11 protein-coding genes are annotated in these 12833 nt (G+C 49.9%); all 11 read right to left on the bottom strand.

Annotation, left to right across the window (positions count from 1 at the left end; genetic code table 11):
- Position 1 precedes the first annotated feature (1 nt).
- Positions 2 to 1108, bottom strand: coding sequence for a hypothetical protein (locus tag ACTUJY_RS02480; RefSeq protein WP_463614458.1), 1107 nt, complete (start codon positions 1106 to 1108; stop codon positions 2 to 4).
- A 25-nt stretch (positions 1109 to 1133) separates the two neighbouring features.
- The gene (locus ACTUJY_RS02475) at positions 1134 to 2231 is read right to left on the bottom strand and encodes a hypothetical protein (protein WP_463614457.1); all 1098 of its coding nucleotides are present in this window, start codon (positions 2229 to 2231) and stop codon (positions 1134 to 1136) included.
- Positions 2232 to 2247: 16 nt separating this feature from the next.
- Positions 2248 to 4230 (bottom strand): hypothetical protein, encoded by a 1983-nt coding sequence (locus tag ACTUJY_RS02470; RefSeq protein ID WP_463614456.1) that lies wholly within the window; start codon positions 4228 to 4230, stop codon positions 2248 to 2250.
- Positions 4223 to 5590, bottom strand: coding sequence for a S8 family peptidase (locus tag ACTUJY_RS02465; RefSeq protein ID WP_463614455.1), 1368 nt, complete (start codon positions 5588 to 5590; stop codon positions 4223 to 4225). The genes ACTUJY_RS02470 and ACTUJY_RS02465 overlap by 8 nt, the downstream gene beginning before the upstream one ends.
- Entirely contained in the window at positions 5590 to 6492 is a 903-nt protein-coding gene (locus ACTUJY_RS02460) for a hypothetical protein (RefSeq protein ID WP_463614454.1), read from the bottom strand. The genes ACTUJY_RS02465 and ACTUJY_RS02460 overlap by 1 nt, the downstream gene beginning before the upstream one ends.
- Complete coding sequence (locus ACTUJY_RS02455) at positions 6476 to 6805, bottom strand: hypothetical protein (protein WP_463614453.1); 330 nt, start codon at positions 6803 to 6805, stop codon at positions 6476 to 6478. The genes ACTUJY_RS02460 and ACTUJY_RS02455 overlap by 17 nt, the downstream gene beginning before the upstream one ends.
- Positions 6806 to 6820: 15 nt before the next feature.
- Complete coding sequence (locus ACTUJY_RS02450; RefSeq protein WP_463614452.1) at positions 6821 to 8035, bottom strand: hypothetical protein; 1215 nt, start codon at positions 8033 to 8035, stop codon at positions 6821 to 6823.
- 14 nt (positions 8036 to 8049) lie between these two features.
- The gene (locus ACTUJY_RS02445) at positions 8050 to 10158 is read right to left on the bottom strand and encodes a lysozyme family protein (protein ID WP_463614451.1); all 2109 of its coding nucleotides are present in this window, start codon (positions 10156 to 10158) and stop codon (positions 8050 to 8052) included.
- A gap of 12 nt (positions 10159 to 10170) precedes the next feature.
- Complete coding sequence (locus ACTUJY_RS02440; protein WP_463614450.1) at positions 10171 to 10395, bottom strand: hypothetical protein; 225 nt, start codon at positions 10393 to 10395, stop codon at positions 10171 to 10173.
- A gap of 185 nt (positions 10396 to 10580) precedes the next feature.
- Positions 10581 to 11501, bottom strand: coding sequence for an AfsR/SARP family transcriptional regulator (locus ACTUJY_RS02435; RefSeq protein ID WP_463614449.1), 921 nt, complete (start codon positions 11499 to 11501; stop codon positions 10581 to 10583).
- A 342-nt stretch (positions 11502 to 11843) separates the two neighbouring features.
- A complete protein-coding gene (locus tag ACTUJY_RS02430) occupies positions 11844 to 12770 on the bottom strand; it encodes a DMT family transporter (protein WP_463614448.1) in 927 nt (308 codons plus the stop codon).
- Positions 12771 to 12833: the final 63 nt, after the last annotated feature.

Here is a 12833-nt window from a genome sequence, read left to right as displayed (position 1 = left end):
GTCAAGCGGCCCGTTGTGGATTACTGGCTCGAGTCGATGTTTGATGAATGGTTTCTTGGCCGACACCCAGCATCTCGGTCATTCGCTCGAGTGGGAAAGTTTCTGATTTAAAACGCAAGTCGACGTTGCCTTTCATTGTGGTTTTTAAGCTCACTTTGGCTTCGGAATCTTCTTCCTGCGATGTTTCAATATTCAGTTTGGTATCGCGACTGTAACTGGTTTTCGGTCGGAACCAGGGGTTCGATTCGCGAGTGTATTTGCTGTTGGCTTCAAAGCTTAGGTTTCTTTTTTCGGTCTGTTTTACAGCATCTTCAGTATTTAGCGTAAAAACCACGGAAGCGCTGATTTTGCCATCGGTGACGACGATACGGTTAATGCCCATCAGCACCATCGTTGCTAACAGTTGCTGTCGATCCATGGCGATGCGTTTGCGCGCGGCCGGAACCAGGGTTTCTTCGACGGTTTCTTCATCCATACTGTCCAGTTGAAACGGCAGCCCCAAATCCGACATAAAATTCGGCATGCTCGACTCATCGGCATCGCGCTTGGGGACAACGCGACCGTTGCCTCCAGAAAAGTCGGACTCCAAATGATCCGGATAGCGCTCCAGCAGGTAGTCGCGAGCTTGATCTTCGGTAACGTTGTCTTTCATATAGGCATCGGCCGATTTCGCGACATTGGCCACCAGTTCCGCATAGGCTTCCATTTGATCAATTGAGGCTTTCACTACGGCGTTAAACACACCATCAATTAAACCACCGACAAATCCCGGAAAATCGGCCTTATTAATCATATTTCCCAAGGCGTTGACACCGGCATCGGCAGCGACGGCGCCGCCCTGGTTAGCAAACTTGTCGCCGGCCGTATCGGGTGGTCTATCGTTGGCTAATGGGTTAGCAATAAGGGCGTTCATAGGTAAATCGGCGGTTTCGCCACCACCATCGACCAAGTAACTGCCGATTTTTACCATAGCGTTGGCCACTTCTTTGCGCTTGTGATCCGGTAACTTTGCGAACGCCTCTGACTGTGTCAAAAGTGAGCGAACTTTGTCACGAACCAGTGGCAGCGCCTGCTGTTCGGGGGGTGAATGAGCGGCCATGGCGGTCATGGGAATTCTCCTTAAACAGTTTCTGCTAAACCGGCATTCGGTCTGCCGGAATTTCTTGATCGAGCGGGTTTGGGGCGTGTTGAGGCGCTCGTTGCGATGGTTGCTCATCGGCTGTTGGTTGTTCCGGTTGAAAGGCTACCGGTCGTAAATACAGGGCGACGCGGGCCGGGCTTTCCGGATTCACTCGGATCGATAACACACTCACATTCCCCGGACCGTGATAACCATCGGGCGTCATGGCGGTCATCCATCGATCGAGTGCATTAAGACTGCGGGGACGCTCGACCATGGGTAAGCGGAGTAACGGCAACAGTTGTTGAGGTGTATCGGGTAATGCATCGAGATTGATGTCGAGCCGAAGTTCAACACCCGATTGATTACGTAACAACGTTATTGTTGCGCTGTGACGTGGTAGGGTGAACCGAGCACCGAGAATGAATGCGGTCAAACTCATTAAGCCACCATGTCGATGGCCCATCTGAAAAGCGTCCATTAACGGTTGTAAGTCCGAAAGAGGCAGATCACGATCAATGTCGAAACTGATCTGCTGTCCTCCGGAAAGGCGGCCGCATCGTACCGTCGTATAAAAAGGCACCAGTCCGGGCAGGGATTGCATGGCGGTTTGCGCCATCGCATGAACCGGTGGCGGCAAAATATTCATCACTTCTGGTCCCCATGCGTAACTTACCGAGGATTCGGCCAGACCACTGCGATCCACCGATGCGGAAAACATGGCTCCTTGACTGTGGTGGAAAGGTGAATGGCGCGCGCGCATGGCCTCGGTTCGGCTATCAAACCAGTGCAGCGCATCTTTACCGAATTGCTCGCCGACCAAGTTACGGACTATGCCGGTGGCAATTTCATCGCCATCTCGAGCGTGAACGCCGTTTCCCGTCGGGCTTACCAAAAAAGCGAGCGTGTTGGCCGTCGACTCTGAGAAGTTGGGTTCGAACGGCCGAGGTTGTGGTGTTGAGCGGGACGGATAACCCAACGGCCAATCTAAAGACTCGTCCAAGGCGTAATTCAGTTGCCGGCTTTGGGTCGGGTCGCGTGTGAGAAGGCGCTTGGATGCGTTGTGCAGTAAATTACGTGCCGCATCAGCGGCGCGAAGTGAGTAAGTCATAACCGATACCCCGCGATTACAGGTTGTTCAGCATTTCCAGTGAAGGCATTTGCCCAGCTGCAACCATTTGCTTGATTTGATCAAGGCTACCGTTTGATTTGCCGTGACCGTTCATTCCACCGAGGGCTGGTAAGCTGGGCGTTGCCAGTGTTGGCTGTGGCTGGCTGTATTGATCAACCTGGCTGTCTTGAATGCCTTCAACCGCAAGAAAATATTGCGCTGAACGTAACAAGCTTCGGGTTTGCTGCTCATCCAGATCACCGACAATCATATTGCCGTCGTTATCTCGAACGGTGAAAAGATCACGTGAAGTGGTTCGGTTCCAAACGGTGTGATTATCCGCAATCATATTGAGAATGTTGCGTGTTTCGTCGGCCAAAGTACGGTGTTTTACCACATTGATGTTGGTTCTGTGTTCGCGTTGTGCGACACGTTCCAAAACTTGCCACATATTCGTCACACCGTAAGCTTCTCTAACTTGTGGTAATTGCAGAATTTCAATTGCTTTGTTGATTTGTTGAATCAATCGCTCGGCGACGAAATGGGTTCCGGCCCAGCCGTAAAGTGAGACATTGGCGGCCAGATCACGACCGGCTTTTCGAACATACTCTCCACGAGAAATAAAGCCCAAATAGTTGGACTGGATCGCGTTTAGATACTGCTCAAACTCAGCAACGGATGAAATGAAACGCAGCAACAAAGTATTAAACTCGGTGTTGGGTTCCACTTCGCGACTGACCTGACCACCTGGTGCGCCGAGTACACGACCAAAAACAGAACCTCGAGCGGTAATATTCAGTTGCGCGTCGCGATCCCACAACCATTGGTCGATTTTGCGCATGTTTTCATCGAAGGTGAAGGGCATGAGACCAACGGAAGCCAACTCTGCAATACGATCCACGGTTTGGAAGAAGTAGATCTGTTCCAACTGGAAAGCCACATAAATGGTTGCGACAGCACGGATATTATCCGGTTCGATTTCATCGTCTTGTCCATGAGGATCGGTAAGAGGTGGGAGATTTAATTGAGTGACACCCAGGTTATCGTTGCCGGATGCTTGACTTTGGAAGTTGGCGATTACGGCAGCTTTAAATCCTTTACCATCAGGATTTCGTGATAAGTACCGTTTGGAAGCACTGCGACCCAGACGAGACAAGTCCTGATAAAAAATCGAGTCGCCACCAAGATGTTCTTTGAGTACCTCTGCCACTTTTCGATAAATGTAAATATTTTGGTCGTCTCCATCGGGCACGTGCATATTAAATCCGCCGATCGACTCAATGCGCTTTGGGTTAGCGGAAGCGACCAGTTCACTGTGCGCTCGATTGACCATTTTATAAAAGTTGGCCGAGTTGGGGTCGAAGTGGCCCTCCGAAAGCAGCAAACCAATGGTCGCTGCGGTAAAGAGGACGTCTTCTTTGCCTATCACTTTTAGCGCGTGGGCAACGGCTTCGCGATAGGCGTTGCGAAACTCGTCCTTAGCAAAAACGGCTGGCAATCGACTGAGATCGAAATCAAAGTCATTCGCCTCCAGGGTGACTGCATTGGTCATGGTTTGGTTCTCCTGTGTCAGCAACATTTGATGAAGTTCAGTCGACGTTGACGAGTCGGGCGACAGCGCGCGACGAATGATTTGGCGCAGATAATCAAACAGTTTCATGTCATCTGCTTTTGACACTGCTTGGAGCAGAGCCTTTTTAAGTTTTTCCGGAACCGGTTGGTGTTGAAGGTCAAACACGTCCAGTTCGGCATCGCGTACCATTTGCTCAAGGGGTTCGCGCATGATTTTGGCGAGCTCGTCATCACTGGCATTGGCCCCGAGTTGGGTAACTTTGCTTTCCCATTTGTCGGCGTAACGACCGAACCGATTGCGCGTAGAACGTAGTCGCGAAAACAACGCGTTTTTTAGCGTATCCAGTGGTAATTTTTCATCTTTGAATGCCTGCTTGAGCAAATACTGGACAATGCGTTTGTCAGCCTTGTCGCGATCTTCAGTCATGAGAGGTCTCCTTGTGTTCCAGGTGCTGATCGAGTCGGCGTAACGCGGCGGGCACGTTTAAAAGACCGGCTCCAATCTGATTATTGGGTTGTTGGGCGTGGCTGGCAGTACCGCATAACAATTGTCGTACGTCATCGACACTGAGTTGATGCCCTGCGCGCAGAGCTCTGGACAGAAGCAGAGCCGCTGCTGCACTCACGAAAGGGGCTGCGTGGCTAGTGCCCGTACTGCTGCGATAACCTTTCAGTCCTGCACTGATCACCTTTTCACCGTGCGCACATAAATCGATATGATCGCCCCAGGTGGAAAAATCTGAACGTTCGCCTTGCGCTGACATCGAACCGACGGCGATGGTGTTTTTGAGGGCGGCGGGAAAGTAATTTTCTTGCTTGCCACTGTTACCTATGGCTGCAATTGGGATGGCACCTTTGGCGACGGCGTAGGCAATGATATCGGCGTGTGGTGAGGGGGCTTCTGGATCGATGTCATCGGCTGCTGTACCGAAACTCATGTTTAATACACGAGCGCCGCGATCGACAGCGACCTTAATACCCGCATCGATATTGAGAAGGCCTCCGACACCGACCACTTCACCGGAGCGCATTCGAGCCGCTGCGAGTGATCGAATGGGAATGATGGGACAATCGCCAGCAAGACCTTTGGGTAAGTGCAACCCCAATGCACCAATAATGCCGGCAACGTGACTGCCGTGTCCGGTTTCATCGCGAGCGCAAAAATCCCAACCCAGCGAATCTCCTATTAGCGTAACGCCGTTGGAGACATTGCCAATACCGAGGTCGACGGTGTCGAATCCTTGCGCCAGACGCCCTGGAAATTCAGTATGTTCGAGAGCAATACCGGTATCGATCACGGCAACCGGTACATGGCGATCACCGGTTTCCATCCGCAAGGCTTCCAAAGCACCCACTGCAATATGCGGTGCCCAAATCTGATTTCGGTCGAGCGTTTGCGCAAAAGCTTGGGTATCGAGACCGGTCATTGCCAAGGGTTCCACCATGGCCCATTCCACTTGTTCCAACGACCGTAGATCATTAACCAGATGCTGATCGCATTCACAATGTGACAGCTCTACTGCGACAGTGCGGGACAGACCTAATTGATGTTCGAGTTCGTTGTAGTGAGCGGCTTGTTCGCCGCAATGATCTAAAGAGCAAGCGGCGTGAAAACAGCGTCGAACTCGCATCGCATCCACTCGATGTTTTAAAGTCCGATCGACAATACCTCCGCCATCGACGGTGGGGGCGGCTCGGCTGGCGCCTATCAAAACATCGAGATGACTGGGGGCTCGAGTCGAAACACCACTACGGAGCTTAATCAGTAAATGACCGTCTCGTCGCATCAGTGGGTTCCTCTCCGTGGTAGCCAAGGATCGGATACCGGTTCGACCAATAAATCGAATTGATCCACAGTGCCATCACCGTATTCAATGTGCAGAACGTCCGATTGCAATGGGAACCCTAGTTCTAAAGCGAGTTCGTGATCATTGATGCGATTGATGGGGAGTACACGATTACCGAGTCGCGCTTTGGGCAGTTGCTTGTCTGGATGTAAAGGTTGTCCACTCAGACGCAGTCGCTGGATATCCGGCTGTACTTTTAGTTGTGGCCTGGGCATTGGTTCTGGCTTTATCGCGACGGGTTCCGGTCGTAAGGTGATCCGCGGTGACTTTGCGATGTCTGCTTTGGTGTGGATAGGCTCTGGGCTAATGGTCGCATGGGATGGCGGAGTCATTATGTCAGGCTCTGGGGATGGATTGAGCTGTTCTGCTGCGAGCGATGGTTTTTTTAAGGCTTGACGCAATTTACTGATATTCACTCCCGATAATCGCGACAAGTTTTGATCGCCTGCTTGAGCTTCGAGGTTTTTCAGTTGCGCTGCGTTACGTACCCCCAGTCGTTCCAGTCGGCGGCGCTCTTCGGGTTCCAGTCCGGCTTCTTCCAGCGTTGGACTTTGTGTCATTTCCATCGAGATGGTGTTTTCTTCGATCATGGGACGAGTCACTGTAATAAATCCAATGCGGACCGTACTGGCGCCTGACTCATTAGGGCCGGCGGGTCGAAAGCGAATGTTTCCGGATGCATCCATTTCCACGAATACCTGTAGATCGAGAGCAAAATCTTTTAAGCCAAAGGTCAACGGACGATTGACCGCCTTAAGCCGCAGCGCATCCTGGGTTTTATCCAGTTGCGCCGTAATGGCCTCTAAAAATTCCTCAACGGGAAAACTACCGTTTCCCAACATCTTCGTTACCCGGGTGCTGTAAAGCTTTGGGTTCTAATAAATTTAATTGGACTAATTCGTTTTCATTAAGCTCCGTTTCATTTTGGGGCAGCCGAACTGCATGAAAGCGGACTTTATGGACCACCGGATCCACTCCATAACGATAAATACTGTACGGAGGCCGCGCGCCTAATAACCATTGTCCCTGATGTTGGAACAGTTGGACTTCAAGCGGCAAAGTGATTTCTGCGGAGTCTACCGAAATGCCTTCTATCTCCGATGCGGTCAGACCGCTCAACAATTCGAGTAAGGTGTCTTTCAATTCAACGGGCACGAGCAGTCACCTCACCTAACGTGTTTTTCGTTGATTTTGTGGGAGCCAGGGATCGCTTGGGTCGCTGGCTGGCGTATAGTTCAAGCTTTGGCTGGGCAAGGCTGCTCCTGCAGCCGGAGCCGGAGTGGCGGCGGGCGTTCCGCTGTTTGCGTTGGTCGGTGTTTCCGCTTTTTTCTCTGGAACCCGAGCATGCATATTGATCAGCTGGATCGCATGAGAGTCGGCAAAGCGCTCTAATGGGAACACGTCGGATTTAAACCGGATTTTGACTTCGCCCGTGAGATCGGTGCGCAAATTTATATCGGACTGTGCGTTAACATCGGTGGTGTTTACCAAGATGCCACTGGCAGCAAAAGGGTTGCGGCCAACGGTGCCTGAAAGATTCCATTGTGTGGGCTTTTGCTCATTAAAATTGAGGCTCATGGACTCGCTGGCGTCGACGTGGAACATCAACTTGGCGTTGATTTCACCATCGCTAACAACGATGCGGTTGATGCCCATCATCACCATAGTAGCGAGGGTTTGGTGGCGCAATTCGGCGAGGTTGTGGCGCGTTTTCGGAATAATGACTTCTTCGACGGCTTGCTGATCGATGTCCATCGGGCTGTCAAATCCCAGGTCTTTCAAAAAGCTGGGTAGTTGTCCGGCTTGAGTGGTTTGTGGATCGACCGTTAATTGGGGTTGGCCTCGTGAAAAGTCTTTGCGGAAAACATCGCCAAAATTGTCGGCCAGATGATCGCGTGCCATGTCGTCGGTGATGTTGTCGTCCATGAAGGCGTCAACATTTTTCGCCACTTCGGCCAATAAATTAGCGTAAGCTTCCATTTGTTGAATGGAAGCATCCACAATGGCCTGAAAAGTTCCTTGTACCAGAGAAGCCACGAAGCCAGGAAAATCCACCGCACCCAACATGGTTTTTGCTGCACCTGCGGCGCGATCGATAACACTGGCTCCTCCTTTTGCTTGCGGTTGTGTACCACCTGAAGACGGAATTGGGTTCGGTTGTTGTTTGTTGCCGGACGAACTCGAATCGCGACGCAGCGAGTCGAGATTCGGGGCAAAAGGTTGTGCCGGTGCCATATTGCCCGCTGGTTCTTTCAAGTAACCGAACACCTTGGTCATCGACTGACTCATTTCCGCTTGTTGTGCTGGTGTCAGCGAATGAAAGGCTGGGCTCTGACGAAGCATTTGCTCCATCGCGTGGGGGGACAAGCCGTGAGCTGTGTTCATCAGACTATCCTTTTTCAAGCACTGTAGGTTTGATCGGACAGGCGTTCATCGTTGCGTAGTCCACTGACTCGATGTGCCCAAGAACGTTGGGCAGCTGCACTCACGAGTAAGTCGAGGGACTCTTCATAAGTGGGTAGCTGGATGGGTGAAGCGGTACCCAGTTGACGGAGTGCGTGTGTCAGGGCCGCATGCGATTGTTTACCCCATTGACCATCGGCATCGACACCTTGTGTGGCGCGTTGGAAATCGATCAAGGCTTCATGACCTAATGCATTGAGGGCGTTAGCGCGCATGGCGTCTGTTTTAATCGGACCTACGGCATCGACCACAAATCGGAGTCCGCCACTGACTCCCATTTGAACGGCGCGGTCGTACAACATGGCGACACCACGTTGCGTATAAAGCCCTAACCAACGGCAATAGGGCAGGATAGGGTCAAGGAACAGTTCTGCGGCCAGCTCATTTTGTGCGGCCTGGAAGGGTGGGTGATCGCCCGCTTGACGGAATCGGCTGATCCAGGGTTCTTCCCATAAATCTGCACCGCCGATCGGTTGCACTCGATTGGATCGTCCACCTTCGCTGTCCAGTGAGCGTGGACCATCGGCGGTGGTGGTATCGAGCAATTGGGGCCAATGGTCACCGAATATTTCTTCAAACGCTTGACTGTCGCGTTGGTGCATGCGCATCAGCAATCGGCCCAAGTTACCCGAGTCTTGAGTAAACTGGATTAAACCGTACGACAAACCGACATGAGCGGTTTGATAGTAGGGGTTATCCTGCCCGAAACGGCCTCGGAATTCGCCGTCCAAGTTCATGGCTCCGTAACGAGCGCTTCCAGATTCAAATTCGGCAATGAACTCGATGACCTCACGTTTTGCAGCGGCATCCAGTGGGTGTTCGGTGCCATTGTGGGTTGCAGGCTGTTGCGCTGTTTCTGGTATTGGCTGATCAAAAGCGGTGTCGAGATCTCGATAGGACAACCCTTCAACGGTGTCCAACGGAGGAGAAGCTCGGCTCATTTCGGACTCCGAAGGTTGTGGAGTCGACTCTTCACTTACCCTTTGCGGTGCGTCGGCGGATGGCTGGGGAGCTAAGTCGAAATCATCATCGCGATACGCGTGTTCAGGTAGCTGACCATTCCGAGAGGCTGCATTACGCTCGCCGTTGGCACCGTTGCCATTTAAACCCTCGTATGCAGCTTGCTTAGGCTGCCTGTTCGGTTCGATTTGAGATTCTGGCTCGAATTCACCATAACCATCGTCGTAATCGATGGGAGGAATAGCTTCTGGGGATAAGCTTTCTTCATTTCTAATGACGGATTCGGCGTGTTGGGAACGATCTGATGCATTTCCGTTGCTGCCATTGTTAATCTCTGCGGGTGGAGTAGGGACGGTATCGGTTGATGCTCGCCTGATCCCGTTCGGTGAATGGTCATCGCGTAACGGTAATCCTCCAGGGCCCGTGACGTACCCAGAGTGAGGTGTGGAAGGTTGCGACAGTGCGCTCGACATTTGCCCGGCTAGAATACCTTGAACACCGACGGTTCGTAATTTTTCACTGGCAACACCGAGTACTGCGGATAGTGTATGGCCGGAAAAGCCGGGAGCAATTCGAATGCCTGGAGCCTGGTTGGTTAGCGTATTGGGATCATGAGCAAACACTGGCTGATTACCGTGTGGATTGGGGTAACCAATAGCAGTGTAATAAATGGCGGTGATGTTGGGTTGACGAGCTAATTGTTGCAATACCACCGGAGGCACCAGATAGCGTCCACGACCTTCGTAAGCCTCTATCAATCCCGAATCCTGACGGCTGGAGTAAAAGTTTTGAGCATTACGCATTGGAGCCTGTGTGGGATCGAATAAATTGCGATCGATCGTTAACAGCACTTCGAAATATTGCAAAGGTCCAAGTGATAGCAAAAAGCCGAGTTCCGGAAAGCGATCGTTGATTTCTTCTCGGGTTGGCTGAATGTTAATGGGTTGCTGAGAGGGAGTGATAAAGGAGTCAACCGATGAGCCGTCGCTATAATTGGGTTGTTGCTGAGGGTTGGGTTGTGGTGACGCTCCGGGAGCCTGATTGAAACTTTGCTGTCGACCCAGTGCTTGGGGATGGGTGAACATCGTGTCCTCCTTTTATTGAGTGTGACGACCCAGCAGACGTTCGAATATGTCGGGTAGCTCTTGCAATTCACGAAACCAGAGCCTTTGTTCTGCTTGAGGCTCAGTCGCCCGATGTGGGGAGTCAGGCACCTTAACCACATAGCCTCGCCACTCTTCTTGCTGGTCCTTAAGTTCGCGGGGTTCTTGACCGTAATACACCACGAATCGGTATCGTTGCTGGTGGGAGTTATTGATCACTGGATGCCTTCTGGTTTCCTTTAAATAAAATTTTGTTGCCTCACCTAGGTTAAGGGGAAAGGGTCACGGTGGGGTCACAGAGGTATCACAGCGGTATCACCGATGCGAAAATAGCTCAAAATGAGGTTTTGTATTTTAGGTTTTTAAGTGAGTTGTTTCGCACGCAAGCGTAGCGGTGCGAAAAACTAAATTTTATTTAAAACATTTAACCGTTGCCGAGCCTGATCAATCGCCAAACTCGCGCTAGACAGATCCTGCAAAGCCAAACTTAACTGCTGACCTTCACCGGCTGGAGCAGAAAACAGCGTCGCTTGTTGATCAAGAGAAAAAGACAACTCCGATTCTGTAGCGACTTCCATCTGCCGGGCAATGGTTTGATAAAGACGGGTTGTTTCCGGCATTGGCTCAATGCCAAGTTCTCTTTTTAACTGTACTTGAAATTGCTTGTATTGACTGACTGCGGCGGGGCGATTGCCCGAAAGATAATGGCATCGCATTATATCGCGATGCACATGTTCAACAAGGGGATCAAAGGTTAACAACCGACTTCCCCATTCTAAGGCGTTCTCCCAAAGTTGCATTTTCATATAGTGGTGCATTAAAAATTCCAACGCATGTTGATGTTTTGCGCGTAATGATTCTCGATGTACTAAACACCAATCGTCGTAGCAGCCTTCCAGTAGATCACCGCGGTAAAGAGAAAGGTGTTTCACTAGACGGGTGATTTGGTCGATATCCATTTCATCGATTTTTTTTTCATGGATGGGTCGTAAACTTTTTTCAAAACTGTCAACGTCTATCCAGCAAGGCGCAGCAGGATTAAAGGTAATGCTGTTGTTGCAAGCATTTAAATATTGATCAGGGGGCAAGCCTGACTCGCGCAAACCACGGCTAATACGCCATAATTCAGAATTCAATGCTTTACGAGCACGTGTTTCGGGTAATCGTTGCCAAAATTCTGAAGAAATAAAGTCTCGTGAAACAGGTTTGTTTTTTGCCAAAATAAGATAAGCCATTAATGAAATGGCTTTCGGACGTTGGAGCGCAGTGAGTACTTCACCGTTGAGTAAAAAACGTGGGCTGCCGAACAGATAAATTTGTAGCATTTGGGTTCCTTAGTAAAACAGATAACTGGTCCTTATATTGTTCAGGACGATTGAACAACGACGTTGCGTAAACCCTTAATTAAAAATCAATAGATTGAGATGAACTCTGATTATTAGTGGTGTTCGAATGAGTGCTACAACAAGAGACAGCGATTAATTAAATGTGCTGTGTATAAGTTAGTCAAGTCTCATTTTGCGATGGTGTATAGATAGAAAACGCAGATGACAAACAAAGTAATTTTTATCTCGGTAAGTTGAATTATTGATAAAAAAACTGCCGCAAAAGCGGCAGAAACCTTGGGGTTTTGGAGGCTATCTCAGGAAAGGCCTCAAGGAAAAAAATTAAGTTGATTGCTGAAAACCAGGAGAATCAGACAACTTAACTAAACGCTTTAGTTTGCCGAACGGGGTTAAGACAATAGCGTTTCCAAAAAGCACGAGTAAAAAACCGATAACTGTTGATTGATGCCAGGTAAAGCCTTCATAAAGACTGCTCAGTACTACGGCAACTAAAGGGAAAAGGACAATAACGTAACTGGCTTTTTCAGGACCTATGTTTTTCAGTAAGGCAAAGTAGCACGCAAACGCAATGACTGTACCGAACAAAGCCAAATACAACAGGCTGATCCAGTAACTTGGCTGGTTAGAGAAGGTGAACTCCGAGCCGTTGAAAACCGCGTAAAGTGCAAGTAGAAGGCTTCCGTAAAGCATTCCCCAGGCATTCCCTTGAACCACTTGGATACCTTTAGCGCTGTTGCGCACACTCACCATATTGCCCAATGACGCAATCAGAGTTCCACTTAAAGATAAAATCAATCCGATCAAAGCATCGTTGGACAAGTCAAACTGTTTCAGATCTTGCCAAAAAAGTGCTGCAATACCGATAACACCCATTAAAGCACCCAGGTAAATTTGTCCGGCAATGGGTTTGCCGAAAAATAATCGAGTGTTAACAATGTTCATTAGTAGGAGCGTTGAGAACGCGATAGAAGTCATTGCTGACGTTAAATAATTTTGTGCCCAATAAAGTACCAAGTAATTGAGTCCAAAATTACAGAGAGCGAGCAGAACGATAAAACCGTGATTGCGTAACGATAGTGTCATGTCCTGCTTTTTCCACCAACAAAAAAGCCACATCAGCAGTGCGGCCAATCCAAAGCGGTAAAACAACGATACTTCTATTGCAACTTCGCCTAATTGAAACTCAATGGCAAACCAAGTGGAACCCCAGATTAATATTGTGATCAGGTATAACAGTGTATTTTTCATGAGTGACACTTTCCATTGAGTGAAGATGCTTTTGCTCGCAAAACAAATTCGTTAGTGCATGGG

The organism is Pleionea sp. WD8-19 (assembly GCF_055326765.1).
The sequence above is the reverse complement of the archived record's forward strand: the minus strand, read 5'-3'. Positions and strand labels throughout refer to the sequence as shown.

Bases quoted from the DNA above. Each gene is read 5' to 3' on its own strand.
- ACTUJY_RS02475 (WP_463614457.1), bottom strand. From the start codon at position 2,231: ATGACTTACTCACTTCGCGCCGCTGATGCGGCACGTAATTTACTGCAC.
- ACTUJY_RS02465 (WP_463614455.1), bottom strand. From the start codon at position 5,590: ATGCGACGAGACGGTCATTTACTGATTAAGCTCCGTAGTGGTGTTTCG.
- ACTUJY_RS02470 (WP_463614456.1), bottom strand. From the start codon at position 4,230: ATGACTGAAGATCGCGACAAGGCTGACAAACGCATTGTCCAGTATTTG.
- ACTUJY_RS02430 (WP_463614448.1), bottom strand. From the start codon at position 12,770: ATGAAAAATACACTGTTATACCTGATCACAATATTAATCTGGGGTTCC.
- ACTUJY_RS02460 (WP_463614454.1), bottom strand. From the start codon at position 6,492: ATGTTGGGAAACGGTAGTTTTCCCGTTGAGGAATTTTTAGAGGCCATT.
- ACTUJY_RS02445 (WP_463614451.1), bottom strand. From the start codon at position 10,158: ATGTTCACCCATCCCCAAGCACTGGGTCGACAGCAAAGTTTCAATCAG.
- ACTUJY_RS02480 (WP_463614458.1), bottom strand. From the start codon at position 1,108: ATGACCGCCATGGCCGCTCATTCACCCCCCGAACAGCAGGCGCTGCCA.
- ACTUJY_RS02450 (WP_463614452.1), bottom strand. From the start codon at position 8,035: ATGAACACAGCTCACGGCTTGTCCCCCCACGCGATGGAGCAAATGCTT.
- ACTUJY_RS02435 (WP_463614449.1), bottom strand. From the start codon at position 11,501: ATGCTACAAATTTATCTGTTCGGCAGCCCACGTTTTTTACTCAACGGT.